The organism is Allokutzneria multivorans, from assembly GCF_039537405.1.
Classification (GTDB): Bacteria; Actinomycetota; Actinomycetes; order Mycobacteriales; family Pseudonocardiaceae; genus Allokutzneria; species Allokutzneria multivorans.
In genome coordinates, this window is sequence record NZ_BAABAL010000009.1 from 312,132 (window position 1) to 325,525 (window position 13,394).

The 13,394-nt window shown below is 68.8% G+C and carries 16 protein-coding genes; 5 read left to right on the plus strand and 11 right to left on the minus strand.

The window, feature by feature from the left end; all coding sequences use genetic code 11:
- Nucleotides 1-36 precede the first annotated feature (36 nt).
- On the minus strand, nucleotides 37-342 hold the full coding sequence (locus ABD798_RS16410; protein ID WP_344875574.1) for a hypothetical protein: 306 nt from the start codon (nucleotides 340-342) through the stop codon (nucleotides 37-39).
- Nucleotides 343-523: 181 nt separating this feature from the next.
- Between ABD798_RS16410 and ABD798_RS16415 the strand changes: the two genes are divergently transcribed.
- Together ABD798_RS16415 and ABD798_RS16420 are read left to right on the plus strand one after the other, a co-directional pair.
- Nucleotides 524-703 (plus strand): hypothetical protein, encoded by a 180-nt coding sequence (locus tag ABD798_RS16415; RefSeq protein WP_086820483.1) that lies wholly within the window; start codon nucleotides 524-526, stop codon nucleotides 701-703.
- 73 nt (nucleotides 704-776) lie between these two features.
- Nucleotides 777-1,181, plus strand: a complete 405-nt coding sequence (locus tag ABD798_RS16420) for a DUF6247 family protein (protein ID WP_344875576.1) — start codon at nucleotides 777-779, stop codon at nucleotides 1,179-1,181.
- A gap of 247 nt (nucleotides 1,182-1,428) precedes the next feature.
- On the opposite strand, the gene ABD798_RS16425 is transcribed toward ABD798_RS16420, so the two are convergent.
- Nucleotides 1,429-2,277, minus strand: coding sequence for a hypothetical protein (locus ABD798_RS16425; protein ID WP_344875578.1), 849 nt, complete (start codon nucleotides 2,275-2,277; stop codon nucleotides 1,429-1,431).
- A gap of 80 nt (nucleotides 2,278-2,357) precedes the next feature.
- Between ABD798_RS16425 and ABD798_RS16430 the strand changes: the two genes are divergently transcribed.
- The 3 genes from ABD798_RS16430 to ABD798_RS16440 all read left to right on the plus strand — a co-directional run bounded on the left by ABD798_RS16430 (nucleotide 2,358) and on the right by ABD798_RS16440 (nucleotide 5,111).
- The gene (locus ABD798_RS16430) at nucleotides 2,358-3,911 is read left to right on the plus strand and encodes an ATP-binding protein (RefSeq protein ID WP_344875580.1); all 1,554 of its coding nucleotides are present in this window, start codon (nucleotides 2,358-2,360) and stop codon (nucleotides 3,909-3,911) included.
- Nucleotides 3,912-4,598 (plus strand): tetratricopeptide repeat protein, encoded by a 687-nt coding sequence (locus ABD798_RS16435; RefSeq protein WP_344875582.1) that lies wholly within the window; start codon nucleotides 3,912-3,914, stop codon nucleotides 4,596-4,598.
- Between the two features lie 69 nt (nucleotides 4,599-4,667).
- On the plus strand, nucleotides 4,668-5,111 hold the full coding sequence (locus ABD798_RS16440; RefSeq protein WP_344875584.1) for a hypothetical protein: 444 nt from the start codon (nucleotides 4,668-4,670) through the stop codon (nucleotides 5,109-5,111).
- A gap of 321 nt (nucleotides 5,112-5,432) precedes the next feature.
- On the opposite strand, the gene ABD798_RS16445 is transcribed toward ABD798_RS16440, so the two are convergent.
- From ABD798_RS16445 to ABD798_RS16480, 9 genes are all read right to left on the minus strand, one after another.
- Complete coding sequence (locus tag ABD798_RS16445) at nucleotides 5,433-6,665, minus strand: HNH endonuclease signature motif containing protein (protein ID WP_344875586.1); 1,233 nt, start codon at nucleotides 6,663-6,665, stop codon at nucleotides 5,433-5,435.
- A gap of 450 nt (nucleotides 6,666-7,115) precedes the next feature.
- The gene (locus tag ABD798_RS37210; RefSeq protein WP_425549226.1) at nucleotides 7,116-7,778 is read right to left on the minus strand and encodes an urease accessory protein UreD; all 663 of its coding nucleotides are present in this window, start codon (nucleotides 7,776-7,778) and stop codon (nucleotides 7,116-7,118) included.
- Between the two features lie 56 nt (nucleotides 7,779-7,834).
- On the minus strand, nucleotides 7,835-8,515 hold the full coding sequence (gene ureG / locus ABD798_RS16450; protein ID WP_344875588.1) for an urease accessory protein UreG: 681 nt from the start codon (nucleotides 8,513-8,515) through the stop codon (nucleotides 7,835-7,837).
- Nucleotides 8,505-9,131: an urease accessory protein UreF gene (locus ABD798_RS16455; RefSeq protein ID WP_344875590.1), complete on the minus strand. Its 627-nt coding sequence runs from the start codon at nucleotides 9,129-9,131 to the stop codon at nucleotides 8,505-8,507. Before ABD798_RS16455 ends, ureG begins: the two co-directional genes overlap by 11 nt.
- Nucleotides 9,131-10,834 carry an urease subunit alpha gene (locus ABD798_RS16460; RefSeq protein WP_344875592.1) on the minus strand — a complete coding sequence of 568 codons (1,704 nt, stop codon included), beginning with the start codon at nucleotides 10,832-10,834 and terminating at the stop codon, nucleotides 9,131-9,133. The genes ABD798_RS16455 and ABD798_RS16460 overlap by 1 nt, the downstream gene beginning before the upstream one ends.
- Complete coding sequence (locus ABD798_RS16465) at nucleotides 10,831-11,133, minus strand: urease subunit beta (protein WP_344875594.1); 303 nt, start codon at nucleotides 11,131-11,133, stop codon at nucleotides 10,831-10,833. The genes ABD798_RS16460 and ABD798_RS16465 overlap by 4 nt, the downstream gene beginning before the upstream one ends.
- A complete protein-coding gene (locus ABD798_RS16470; protein WP_344875596.1) occupies nucleotides 11,130-11,432 on the minus strand; it encodes an urease subunit gamma in 303 nt (100 codons plus the stop codon). The genes ABD798_RS16465 and ABD798_RS16470 overlap by 4 nt, the downstream gene beginning before the upstream one ends.
- A gap of 52 nt (nucleotides 11,433-11,484) precedes the next feature.
- Complete coding sequence (locus ABD798_RS16475; RefSeq protein WP_344875599.1) at nucleotides 11,485-12,114, minus strand: response regulator; 630 nt, start codon at nucleotides 12,112-12,114, stop codon at nucleotides 11,485-11,487.
- A complete protein-coding gene (locus tag ABD798_RS16480; protein WP_344875601.1) occupies nucleotides 12,111-13,301 on the minus strand; it encodes a sensor histidine kinase in 1,191 nt (396 codons plus the stop codon). Before ABD798_RS16480 ends, ABD798_RS16475 begins: the two co-directional genes overlap by 4 nt.
- Nucleotides 13,302-13,394 lie beyond the last annotated feature (93 nt).

Below are 13,394 nucleotides of genomic sequence, written 5' to 3' on the forward strand. Positions count from 1 at the left end.
CCGTGTCCTGCCCCGACGGTAGGGGTGATGTGGATCTCAGCCCATGTGTTTCAACCCCACACTCCGGCGGCGGTCGCGGTGGTGGCGGACCACCTCGATGCGTCCGGTCGACCGATTCAAGTCCATTGTGGACAGCGGAAGACCTCGAACGGGACGGGCGCGGTGCCTGCCGCCGCCCCCGCGTACGACCAACCGGGCGAACGGGCAGCCGGAGCGGATCTCGCGCACCACCCTGCGGCTGCGGCGACGGGCCCGCAGGTGCCGCCAGGGCGTGCTGTCCCACGCTGCGAGGAAGAGGAGGGCGAGGACGGTCATGAGGAAGGGGGCGATCAGGTCAGACACGGCGGAGCTCCCACCGGCCATCGGACGCGGACATGTGCGTCACCTCCGCCGGGGAGACACCGCGCGGATCACCCGATGACGCCGTCCTCACCGGATCGGGGTGACGAGGACCCCTTTGCACTAACGGACGATCCACGGTACGCACGCTCAGGCGGAGTCTCTTGGGCGGAACGGGGGTGGGATGGACTCGACCGACGGACCCCGGCGTCCCCGACGCTCGGCGGCCCTCGACGTGCGGGTCCGTGGCCGCCAGGTCCTGCTGACCACCTCGCTCGGCACCGTCATGGTGCTCGACCAGGACACCGCGCGGCAGCTCATCACCGTCCTCACCACCGCCGTCGAACTGACCGAACTCCCCTGAACACCGGCATTTCCCCGAGTCCGTTCCGCGATCGGGGCGCGGTGCCGACCGAGCAGCGGCGCACAATCGCGAGATGACCTCGCCAGCCATTCCCGGCCTCGTCGTCGACGACTCCGCTGACCGGCCGCTGTACCGGCCCCGCGTGACCTTCGAGTGCAGCGCCGTCGCCGTCCGCGCCGCCCTGGCCACCTACGACCGCGACCGGCTCGCCGACTTCGAGGCGGAGTTCCACATCGCGATGGCCGAGGCGGACGACGACTTCGACCTGGGCCGCGTCGACGATGTCGTCCAGCGATGGTTCGCCGTCGCGCTGATGGCCGCCAACCCGGAGTACGTGGCCGCGATCGACGACGACCAGCGCCGCATCGACGAGGGCGACACCAGCCTGATCGTCGAGCACGTCGAGCGTGGGCCAGGTTCTCTCGCGCTCCGCCCCACGATCACCCCGCGCTCGCCAACGGCTCCTTTGGCGCGTTGAACTCCCTGAATGACTCATTGAGGGCGCTCAAGTACCTGAATGAGTCATTCAGGGCTCAAGCGGTGGGTGGGCGGCAGTGCGGCGGTGGGACCCCTTGGGATGAGGGGTCCCACCGGCGTTTCCCCCAGGCGTCGCAAGCCTGCACCGCGTGCGGTGGCCCGGCCAGGGTGCTGGGACGGCGTGGGACGACAACGGTCTCCGACCTGCGGCGAAGGTGCGGAGATCGTGGGTGGGACGGGACGCGGGGTCAGTCGAACTTGACCGAGCCGCCCGCGGACTCGTCGTCGGTGCCGAGGACGTGGCGGTCGCAGGTGAGGGTCGCGCAGGTGATCGCCTCGATCTTGTGACCGAGGTGGCGGGCGATCTCCGGCTGTCCGGCGATCGGTGTCAGCGCGACGCGGCCGTTGGTGATCGACACGCGTGCGGCGCGATAAAGGGCGGAGGTGAACGGGCCCTGGTCGCCGGGATCGGAAGCCGAGGACGCGAGGATTTCTCCGGAATGCGTGATCGCGATATCCGAAATGTGGCGGACGTCCTTTTCCGGGTAGTTCGCCCGAACGGTGAGCGAGGTGGTCGGGCCGAAAGTCATCCGCGCCAGGTCCACCTCGGCGGCGATGAGCCTGCCCGCTCGCGCGTCCTGTCCCCGATCGGCCCACGTCGCGACGGTGCGCCCGCCGAGCACCGCCAGTGCGAAGCCCTCGTAGTTGTCGCCGTCGACGCCCTTGGGCAGGGTGAACTCGCTGAGAACGCGAACTTCCTTGTCGTGCAAGGAGATCCGGGCGCCCTTGCCGTAGCTGGCCAGCGCGACGAACTCGCCCGGCCGCCCGGGGACCGCGGCGAGCGACTCCAGGTCGTCCAGCACCGCGCCCTTCCACTTCAGCGGCGTCACCTTCGCGCCGGGAAAAGTGACGAGCGCGGCGCGGTTCTCGCCGGATTTCTTGTTGTCGCGCACGATCAGTAGCTGACCGCTCGCGGTGAGTGCCGAACCGCTGACTCCGGAGGTGGTTCCGGAACCGACCGACAGCCAGTCCGTGGGCGCTGGCGGAAAGACGTAGAAAAATAAGAGCGACAGGGCCGCCGCGATTGTTTGGATCACATTCGGAGCATAAGCATCGAAGTCCGGACATCGGAAGTGGCCGCGACTGAGACCTTCGCCGTGTGCGCGATGATGGGGCGGTGGGAGCAACCGAGGCGCTCGCCGAGTTCGCCGCCGCGCTGCGCGGGCTGAAGGAGCGGTCGGGGCGCAGCTTCGCCGCCCTCGCGCACCGCACCGGGACGAGCCGGTCGACCCTGCACCGCTACTGCGCCGGAACGGTGCTCCCGCCGGACTTCCGCCTGGTGAGTCAGCTGGCCGCCGCGTGCGGTGCCACCCGCAGGGATCTGGCGCGGCTGCGCGGCCTGTGGGAGGTGGCCGAGGCCGCGGCTCCGGCCGAGCAGCCCGGCTGGCGGCCCCGCAACGAACTGCCCAGGGACATCGGCGACTTCACCGGTCGCGACGCCGAGCTGGACGCGCTGCTGGCCGCCGTCTCGGCGTCGGACGTGCACGCGATCGACGGCATGGGCGGAGTCGGCAAGACCTCGCTCGTCGTGCGGTGCGCACACCGGCTCGCGCCGAGCTACCCCGACGGCCAGTTCTTCGTCGACCTGCACGCGCACACGCCGGGACATCCACCGCTGAGCCCGGACGCCGCCCTGGAGACGCTGTTGCGCGCGGTCGACGTGCCGGGGGAGCGCATCCCGCCGACCGTCGAGCAGCGCGCCGCGCTGTGGCGGTCGACGCTCGCGGGCCGCCGAGTGCTGCTCGTGCTGGACAACGCCACCGACGCCGCGCACGTGCGCTCACTGCTCCCCGGGCATCCTGGCTGCCTGACGTTGATCACCAGTCGTAGGCGGTTGTCGGAGCTGGACGGCGTGAGCGCGCTCGCTCTGGACGTGCTGCGCGAGGACGAGGCCGTCGGACTGTTCCGGCGCATCGCCGGTGCGGATCGGGGCGACGACGCGTCCGTCGGCGAGTGCGTGCGCCTGTGCGGGTTTCTCCCGCTGGCCATCAGGATCGCCGCCGCCCGGCTCCGTGACCGTCCAGTGTGGACAGTTGAGCACCTGAACAAGCGACTCCGCAGGCGCACCCGCGGGCTGTCCGAGCTGAACGCGGTTTTCGCGTTGTCCCACCAGCACCTCGATGAGCCGCAGCAGCGCATGTTCCGCCTGCTCGGCCTGCACCCCGGCGCCGACATCGACGCGGACGCTGCCGCAGCTCTCGCCGGGATCGAGCCGCTGGACGCGGAGGACGTGCTTGAGTCCCTTGTGGACGTTCACCTCGTGCAGCAGCGGGAGCCCGGTCGCTACCGGCTGCATGACCTGCTTCGCGGGCACGCCGCCGCAACGGCTGCCGCGGAGGAAGATCCGGCCGCGCTGAGTGAGGCTTCGGTGCGGCTGTGGGACTACTACCTCGCCGCAGCGACTGAGGCGTCGTTGCGTTGGTTGGAGGCTGAGCGGGTCAACCTGGTCGCGGTGATCGAGCACTGCTCCGATGAGCACGCGTGGCGGATTTCCCTTGTGCTGTGGCAGTTCTTCCTCGCTCGGGCTTACCACCAGGACTGGCAGCGCACGCACGAGGTCGCGCTCGCGGCCGCCGACCGGCTCGGTGATCTCGACGCCCGCGCGGAGGTGTTGAAGAACCTCGGCGTCCTCAACTGGCGTCTCGGCAACAACGAGCAGGCGATCGCGTAGTTGCGTGAGGCCCTCGATCGCGATCTCGCCACCGGCAACGAACGTTACGAGGCCAGGACGCGCGGTCGACTCGGCTTGGTGCACGACTGGCAGGGCGAGCACGAGGAGGCGCTGCGTCATTTCCTGCGCTCCGACGAGCTGTACGAGAAGTTCGGCATCGAGTCCGGCCGCGCGCCGTCGATCCTCGGTCTCGGCAGCGCGTACCGCCAGCTCGGCGAGATCTCGTTGGCGCGCAAGGAACTCGACCGCGCGCTGACCGTCAGCGAGGCCACCGGTGACCTGTGGTCGCGGAGCTTGGCGCTGACCAACCTCGGCTTGATCGATGTAGAGGACGGCGATGACGACCGCGCCCGTTCCCGTTTCCAGCAGGCACTGGAGTTGAGCGAACGCATCGGTGACCGCTGGTCATGGGGCCTCGCCGTGAGTTCGCTCGGCGCGCTGCACCGCAGGCTCGGCGAACACGAGGAAGCGCTCAGCTTCCAGCTCCGCGCTCTCGACAACGCCGCTCGCGGTGGTGACCGTTGGGCGATGGGCTTGGCGCACATCGGCCTCGGCAAGATCCGGCACCAGCTGGGTGAGCTGTCGCTGGCTCGTGAACACCTGGAGTTGGCTCTGGCGCACGCCGAGGAGCTGGGCAACCGCGTGCTGCTGGCCGAGGCGCGGGCCGCGCTGAACACCTTCGGCTGATCACTCATTCGATCGAACAGCCCCGGCCGTGCCCTGCCGGTTGTCGCGCGCGTGCATACTGTCGCCTGCATGAAGCGTCCCATCATCGCAGCGTTCTGCGTTCCGGTCGCACTCCTCCTAGCCGCCCCGTCCGCTTCGGCGGCTCCTCCGGCTCCCGTGCCCAAGGGCGACATCACCGCCGCCATCAAGGCTGTCGGCACGAGTTTCGATGCCGCGTGTGCCCAGAAGAAGGGTGTGCGGTTCGTGCTCGCGGGTACCGACATCATCGCCAAGCAGGCCAAGAAGATGCCCGATCCCATCAAGAAGTTCGTCAACGCCGCCTGGCACGAGCTGTACAAGTTCCCCGACCCGTGTGCCGTGGACTCTCGCGCCGCCATCGACAAGTTCGTCGCCGAACGCTATGCGGCGGAATGGAAAACCATCATCGGCTACTACGTCGCACACCAGCCCGTGTGCGACAAGGGCGCGTGGACGATCGTCGAGAAGCTCAAGGCACTGCTCACCAAGATCTGAGTTCCAGCGCGGGTCCGGCTTGACCTGGGGCCCCTTGCGCGTGCCGGAGTGGGCCGGGCGGGCACGGTGAAGGATCACCGGCCCACGCGGGCGAGCGTATGGCACGCGCACCCCAGGTAAAGCCTCGGTTCCGTTGTGCGGCTCGCGTTCCAGCCACTTCGGTGTGCATGGCGTTCGGTTCTGCTCGGTGCCGGTCGCGCGCGTTGTGTCCTGTCCTGTAATGCGTGCCGGTGTCGTTCCTGGTTCGTGCGGGGTGCCGCTGGGCGCGCTGTCATTCGCTGTCCGTGTCGTGCGCATGTCGAACACGCCCTCCCTTCTCGGTCATGCGGCGAGTCGTGGGTCAACCCGGATGTTGCGCATCGGTTTCTGCTCCGCATCCACCCACGTCGGCGGAATGAAGTCGGGTCGCCCGTCCTCCCCGAAGACGATCTTCCAATCCTCCTGGTGGATCACGTGATGGTGGTGCGAGCACAACAACGTCATGTTGTTCAAGTCGGTCGGGCCTCGGTGTTCTACCCAGTGCAACACGTGATGGGCTTCCGTCCACGCCGGTGGCCGATCACATCCAGGGAACGCGCATCCCTTGTCCCGCACCGCCAACGCCCTCCGCAGAGGAGCAGGCGCGGTCCGAGCGGAGCGCCCATAGTCCAGGGGGACGCTCTCCCCGTTCAACACCACCGGGATCAGTTCAGCGTCGCAAGCGAGTTGCCGGATCAGGGATGCGGTGGCTTCGCCGTCCCAGTCGGTGTACCCCGAGCGAAGCTTCTCCTCCAGATAATCCAACCTCATCGTGACGACCATCTGCGGCCGCACCCCGCCACTGGCCGGAAGATCATGGGTGGCCATCGCGACCGCGACCAACTCGCAGAGTCCGTCGGCGTAGCGCTGTTCGACCGTGCGCGGGTCTTGCTCTCCGTTGGTGGGGCGAGGTTTGGATACGGCGTGCAGGGCTTCTTCGAAGATCGCGCCTTCGATCGGCGGCAGGCATCCGGTGAAGAACAACGATCCGTGCTGATCCTTGCCCATCCGGAACGACCGTGCTTCCACGGCCTTCTGCTCGTCCGCGAAGGCACCCGCCTGATCGAAGTGCGACCGGACCCGTTTACCTGCTTGCGCCAACTCGCGCGAGGTCAACTCAGGCGCGTACTCAAGCAGGATCTCTTCGGCTTCGTCGGCCGCATCAGCGGGAATGTTTTTGATGACATTGGCGATGACGGCGGCGTGATCCCCACTGATCTCGCCTGCGTACAGGGCGTCCTTCGTGGAAGGTACGCCGGGGAGGTCTTCTACGAGCAGCGAGCGTCGCTTCGCTTCCGCCGGAGAAATCTTCAGATGTGACCGCAACAGTGTCGCGAGGTTCCTGCACCCTTGCGCGGTGTGCAGACCACGATCCTCCGCATACTCGGCGGCGTCGATCTTCGCTGCGGTCACCAGGTTGGTGATGGTCTCCAACTCGACCAGGAACGCGAGATGCTCCTTCTCCGACAACGTGTAGACGTCGTGTGATTCGAGATGATCTACCAAAAGAGACTTCACTGCCATGATATCCAACATGATTCACCCCCTCGCCCGTTGGCTACCCCTAATTTTAGCAACTCCTCCAATAGCGTCAAATCCGTTGCAGGCCAAGGGAAAAGACCAACTTTCAGCCGTCAGCGAAACTGGGTCGGCTTTACCTGGGGTGCGCGTGCCATACGCTTGTCAGCGTGGCCGGGATTCATCCCGTGCCCGTCCGGCCCATGTCGGCACGCACAAGGGCAATGCCGCTGACTTAAGGGCTGTTTTCGCTGCTCGGGTGCTGCAAGGGGGTCCTTGGACTCGGCGGTTCGGCCTTGAAGTGGCTCGACCGAGCGCGGGTCACCTGGCGTTTTGAAAGCCACCTACCGTCGTACGTCCTAAGTAGACAGTCGAAGACGGCGGCTTCTACGCTGATCCAGGCCTTCCTTAAGTGTCTGACCAGCGAGAACGCTTAAGCTAGTGGCATTGCGCGCAAGGGGCCCCAGGTCAAGCCGACCCCACGCTGGAACCAGCCACGGAGCCAACCAGCGAATCCAACACCGAGCCAACCGAAACCGCGTCCACGCCAAGCACGGTCACCAACGCCGCCCCGCGCAACGCGTGCACGGCGGCCCCATCCCGAGCGAAGGGCGACACCGAAAGACCGGGCGCCACAACCAATCCCGTACCCAGAACCGAAGCAGTCCCCACCACCGCCGGAGACCGGTACAGCGACGGCTCGAGCAACGACGTCGTGGTCCGCAGCACGGGGCGACCCGCCCGCTGGACATCCCAGTGCTGCACCATCTTCCCGGGCTCCTCGCCGTGCCGACCCAACACCACGATGTCCTGCCACACCAACCGGGAGTCCGCAGTCAACGAAGCCACGGAATGGTTGTGCACCAAGCATCCCCGAGCAAGCACGGTCGGCTCCTGTCGAACGACGGCCGACCCGTCCACGGACAGTCCAAAATGGACAGTAGACGAACCGCGAAGTGCGATCTGCGCCCCGGTGGAACGAAGCGACAGAGAAGCGCCGTCCACCACCGACACGTCCAAGCGAAGTGAATCCCCGCCGAGCGGACCAGCGGCTGTGCCGACGACGTGCACCTCAGCGGTTGGACCAGAGAAGCCAGTGCGGCGCAACGTCAACGGGGGAGCGGAGTGCATCTCCGTGACGACACTGCGCGAATCCCGTCGAGCGACGACCAACCGGGCGTGAGCCTTCACGAAAGCTCGGCGAGCTGCTGGAGCACCCAGTCGGCGACCTTGGAAGCGGCGGGGTCCTCGGGCAGGGAGGTGAACAGGACGGGGAGGCCGCGACGGACGGCCTCGGCGTCGCGGGCCATGACGGAGAGGTCGGCGCCCACCAACGACGCGAGGTCGGTCTTGTTGATGACGAGGAGGTCGGCGAGGGTGACGCCGGGGCCGCCCTTGCGCGGGACCTTGTCGCCACCGGCCACGTCGACGACGAAGATCTGCCGGTCCACCAGGCCCTTGCTGAAGGTGGCGGTGAGGTTGTCGCCGCCGCTCTCGACGAGCACGAGGTCGAAGGCGCCGTGCCGCTCCTCCAGGTCCTCGATGGCGTCGAGGTTGGCGGTGATGTCGTCGCGGATGGCGGTGTGCGGGCAACACCCGGTCTTGACGGCGCTGATCCGGTCGTCAGCCAGCACGGCGTTGCGGCGCAGGAACTCCGCGTCCTCGATGGTGTAGATGTCGTTGGTCACCACGCCGATGCTGAGCCGTTCGCGCAGTGTCCGGCACAGCGCGGCGACGAGCGCGGTCTTGCCGGAGCCGACGGGACCGCCGATGCCGATGCGCGGGCTGGCGCCCAAACGGTGACTGTGGCCGTGGTCGTGCGGGTCGTGGCCGAAGTCGTGGGGGCCTTCGCCGTGGTTACGAGACAAAGAGCTGTCCTTCCGCTTGGTGGTGCGCCTCAGCGAGAATGTCGAGCAGGGGAGCGCAGTCGGCGGGCAGCCCGGCGGACGCGGCCTCAAGGCCAACACTGTCCACAGTGGATGTGAGCCCGGCGACCATGCGGTGCACGGCGAACGGGTCGAGCGCGAGCAGCCGCAGAGCAGCAGAGGCCGGAGCTGTCACGGAAGCGAGCGCGGTGGCGACGGCGACCTCCTCCGGCGTAGCCCCGCCGAGCGCGCCGAGCGAACCGAACGCGATGGGCTGGTGTGGCCGCGCTCCGAGCCACGGCGCCGCACCGGCGTACGCGCGCAACAACCCCCGCCCCTGCTGCCGCGAGGCCGCGCGCTGAGCCGCAGACGGAGTGCGCGCGTCGAACTCCTCGTCGAGCAGCTCCCAATCAGACGAAGGAGTCATCCGAGCCGCCGTAGCCGCGAACGCGGCGCAAACTCGGCCAGCCGTATGGAGCCTTCCGACGAGACAAGACCGCAGGGAAGCCACATCCGTGACCGAACCGGCTCGCCACGCCGCTTCGACGCCGCCGGAGTGCACGTGTCCGCCTGCGGGCACACGGGAATCGCCCAGCAGCAACAGCCCCGAACCCACCATCAGAACAGGAAATACCGTTGTGCGAGCGGAAGCGACACGGGCGGCGCCGGGGTCACCAGCGAGCCGTCGATGTGCACCGTGAACGTGTCGGGGTCGACGTCGATGCGCGGAAGCGCGGTGTTGTTGGGCAGATCGGCCTTCGTCAAGGACCTGGTGTCTCGCACCGGAACCACCCGCCGCTTAACGGGAATCTCCGACGACATGGCCACGGGCGCGACGAAGTGCAGCGAAATGGCCGACGCTGACGAAGCGCCCCACATCGGTCGCGACAGCACGGGTTGCGGCGTCGGGATCGAAGCGCCGGGGTCGCCCATCGCGGCCCACGCGATCATGCCGCCCTTCACCACGACGTGCGGCCGGACGCCGAAGAACATCGGGTCCCACAGCACCAGGTCGGCGAGCTTGCCGACCTCCACCGAGCCCACCTCTCCGTCCAGGCCGTGCGCCACCGCCGGGCAGATCGTGTACTTCGCGACGTAGCGGCGCGCGCGGTTGTTGTCGGCCCGCCCGTCGCCGGGGAGCGCGCCGAAGCGGTCCTTGTTGACGTGCGCGGTCTGCCAGGTGCGAATGATCGTCTCGCCGACGCGGCCCATCGCCTGCGAATCGGAGCTGATGATGGAGATCGCGCCGAGGTCGTGCAGCACGTCCTCGGCGGCCATGGTGCTCGGCCGCATCCGGGACTCCGCGAAGGCGAGGTCCTCGGGAATGGCCGGATCGAGGTGGTGGCACACCATCAGCATGTCCAGGTGCTCGTCCAGGGTGTTCACCGTGAACGGCCGCGTCGGATTGGTCGAGGACGGCAGCACGTGCGCCTCGCCGGCCATGCGGATCACGTCCGGCGCGTGCCCTCCGCCCGCGCCCTCGGTGTGGTAGGCGTGGATGCCCCTGCCCGCGATGGCGTCCACAGTGGACTCGAGGAAACCGGCCTCGTTCAACGTGTCCGTGTGGATCGCGACCTGGACGCCGGAGGCATCGCACACCCGCAGGCACGCGTCGATCGCCGCGGGTGTTGTGCCCCAGTCCTCGTGCAGCTTGAAGCCGCTGGCACCGGCGCGCAGCTGCTCCCACATCGCCTCCTCGGAGACGGTGTTCCCCTTGCCCAGCAACGCCACGTTCACCGGGAAGTCGTCGAGCGCGACCAGCATCCGCTCGATGTTCCACGCGCCGGGCGTCACGGTCGTCGCGCGCGTCCCGTCCGCCGGACCCGTGCCGCCGCCGACGATCGTGGTGACACCGCTGGCCAGAGCTTCGGGAATCTGTTGCGGGCAAATGAGGTGCACGTGCGCGTCCACCGCGCCCGCGGTGAGGATCATGCCGTTGCCGGACAGGATCTCCGTGGACGGGCCGATCACCAGCTCGGGGTGCACTCCGTCCATCGTGTCGGGGTTGCCCGCCTTGCCCAGCGCCACGATCCGGCCGTCCCGCACGCCGACGTCGGCCTTGACGACGCCCCAGTGATCGAGCACGACCGCGCCGGTGATCACCAGGTCGGGCGCGCCCTCGGCCCGCGTCATGGCGGCCTGGCCCATGGACTCGCGGATCACCTTGCCACCGCCGAAGATCGCCTCTTCGCCCGCGCGCCCGGGACCGCCGCACAGGTCCTCGGTGACCTCGATGAGCAGGTTCGTGTCGGCGAGGCGCACGCGGTCCCCGGTCGTCGGCCCGTAGCGCCTGGCGTAGTCGGCTCGGCTGATCCGGCTCACCGCTCACCCTTTCCCAAGCTCAGCCCCGGAACCACACCGCGCCCGCCGAGTTCGACCAGGGTGACCTCGCGGTCGATGCCGGGCTCGAAGCGCACGGAGGTCCCGGCGGGCACGTCCAGGCGTGTGCCCGAAGCGGCTTCACGATCGAAGGACAGCGCCGGGTTGGCCTCGGAGAAGTGGTAGTGCGAGCCGACCTGCACGGGCCGGTCGCCGGTGTTGATCACGCGGAGCGTGACGCGCGCGCGACCCTCGTTCAGCTCGATGTCGCCGTCCTCCGGGAGGATCTCGCCCGGGATCACGGGATCGGCTCGTGGATCGTGACGAGCTTCGTGCCGTCGGGGAACGTGGCCTCCACCTGGACGGAGTGCAGCATCTCCGGCACGCCCTCCTGCACGTCGTCGCGGCCGAGCACCTCGCGCCCCGAGGACATCAGCTCCGCGACCGTGCGGCCGTCGCGCGCGCTCTCCAGCACGAAAGCGGTGATCACCGCGACGGACTCCGGGTGGTTCAGCCGCAGCCCCCTGGCGCGACGGCGGTGCGCCAGGTCGGCCGCGACGTGAACGAGCAGCTTCTCCTGCTCGCGTGGGGAGAGGTGCATGATCCGAACCTAGGCCCGGAACCGCCTTCCACCAATGCTTTCCGCCCGCAGTTCACCCAGGCGAAACAAGCACGCCCTTGGCAAGCGCGGTCACGACGGCCGACGTGCGGTCGCGCACGCCGAGCTTCTCGTAGGAGCGCAGCAGGTGCGTCTTCACCGTCGCCTCGCCGATCCCCAGCGAGGCCGCGATGTCCGGGTTGGACAGGCCCTTCGCCACCAGGCCGAGCACTTCGACCTCGCGCGCGGTCAGCGCGGGGGTCCTGGGCTCGCGCACCCGGGTGACCAGCCGCGCGGCGATCGGCGGCGCCAGCACGGTGTCCCCGCGCGCGGCCGCGACGACCGCCTGGGCGAGCTGGTCGCGCGGCGTGTCCTTGAGCAGGTAGCCCGCCGCGCCCGCCTCGATCGCGCGCAGGATGTCCCGGTCGCTGTCGTAGGTGGTGAGCACGAGGACCTTCGCCGAGCCCGCCGCGACGATCTTCGCGGTGGCCACCACGCCGTCGGTCCCTGGCATCCGCAGGTCCATCAGCACCAGGTCGGGTCGCAGCTCAGCGGCCATGCGCGTGGCCTCGGCGCCGTCGGAGCACTCGCCGACGACCTCGATGCCCGGATCGACCGAGAGCATGTCGCGCAGGCCCGCCCGCACCACGGGGTGGTCATCGGCCAGCAGCACCCGCACGCTCATGCGACACCTCCGGTCGGTAGATCGACCAGCAACGACACGCCGCCACTGGAAGGCGCCGCCAGCTGCATCGTGCCACCGACCTGCGCCACCCGTGCACGCATTCCAGCGAGGCCGAAACCGTCGTGCTCGGTGCCGTCGAAGCCCTTCCCGTCGTCGCGCACCTCCAGCGTGACGCGGTCGCGCTCGTAGCCCAGCTCCACCACCACCGAGCTGGCCCCGGAGTGCTTGCGCACGTTGGCCAACGCCTCCTGCGTACCGCGCAGCAGCACGACCTCGTGGTTGGTGGCCAGCTGCCGCCGCTCGCCGTGCAGCCGCATCGTGGCGCTGATGCCGAGTTCGCGGCCCACTTGAACGACCAACCGCTCCACGGCCTCGGCCAGCGGCGCGGACTCCAGGTGGGTCGGGGTGAGCAGCGCCACCAGCGAGCGGGCCTCGGCCAGGTTGCCGCGCGCGACCTCCTCCAGCAGGGCGCGCCTGCGCTGGGCGGCGGCGCGGTCGGTGTCGATCTCCGGCTCCAGGGCTTGCAGCATCATCACCATGCTGGTGAAGCCCTGAGCGAGGGTGTCGTGGATCTCGCGCGCGAGCCGTTCACGCTCGGCCAGCACCCCGGCGTCGTGGCTGACCTCGGCCAGCTCCGCCCTGGTCGCCTCCAGCTCGGCGAGCGTGCTCGCGCGTTCGGTGCTCTGCCGGATGATCCTGGTGATCCACGCGCCGAGCCCGAGGCCGAGCAGCAGGCACACCGCTGAGATCCCGGCGACCAGCAGCACCGCGCCCGGCGTGAAGCCCTCGCGGACGACCATGATCGCGCCGACCGCGCAGACCGTCGTGACCGTGCTCGCCGCGGCCCAGCGGGTCGGCAGCATCATCCAGATGTGCGGGTAGAGCACGAACAGCACCAGCGCTCCGGCCGAGGAGAACCACAGGATCAGCAGGGTGAGCGGGACGGCCCCCAGGAGGTAGACCACGCCGAGCCGGGCGGGTCCAGTCCTGATCATCCCAGCGCCGATCGCCTCCGCCCCGGTCGCCGCGTACCAGCCGCTGAGCACGACCAGCAGGAAGATCGCCGCGATCTCGTGCGCGGGCGGGGACAGCGGGAACGCCATGCCCGCGGTCAGCAGGCCGATGACGGCGAAACCCACGTGCCAGCCGCCGGCCGAGTTCAGCCACGCGTCGTTGGAGGAGCTCACCCGAAAACCGTGACAGAGCAGCTCAGGGCTGTCTATCGACCTGGTCGCGTACCTTCTGCGTCCACCGTCCGGTGGACACGGCCGGTCCCCGTG

Bases quoted from the DNA above. Each gene is read 5' to 3' on its own strand.
- ABD798_RS16415 (WP_086820483.1), top strand. From the start codon at position 524: ATGGACTCGACCGACGGACCCCGGCGTCCCCGACGCTCGGCGGCCCTC.
- ABD798_RS16420 (WP_344875576.1), top strand. From the start codon at position 777: ATGACCTCGCCAGCCATTCCCGGCCTCGTCGTCGACGACTCCGCTGAC.
- ABD798_RS16440 (WP_344875584.1), top strand. From the start codon at position 4,668: ATGAAGCGTCCCATCATCGCAGCGTTCTGCGTTCCGGTCGCACTCCTC.
- ABD798_RS16445 (WP_344875586.1), bottom strand. From the start codon at position 6,665: ATGTTGGATATCATGGCAGTGAAGTCTCTTTTGGTAGATCATCTCGAA.
- ABD798_RS37210 (WP_425549226.1), bottom strand. From the start codon at position 7,778: ATGCACTCCGCTCCCCCGTTGACGTTGCGCCGCACTGGCTTCTCTGGT.
- ABD798_RS16455 (WP_344875590.1), bottom strand. From the start codon at position 9,131: ATGGTGGGTTCGGGGCTGTTGCTGCTGGGCGATTCCCGTGTGCCCGCA.
- ABD798_RS16470 (WP_344875596.1), bottom strand. From the start codon at position 11,432: ATGCACCTCTCCCCACGCGAGCAGGAGAAGCTGCTCGTTCACGTCGCG.
- ABD798_RS16475 (WP_344875599.1), bottom strand. From the start codon at position 12,114: ATGAGCGTGCGGGTGCTGCTGGCCGATGACCACCCCGTGGTGCGGGCG.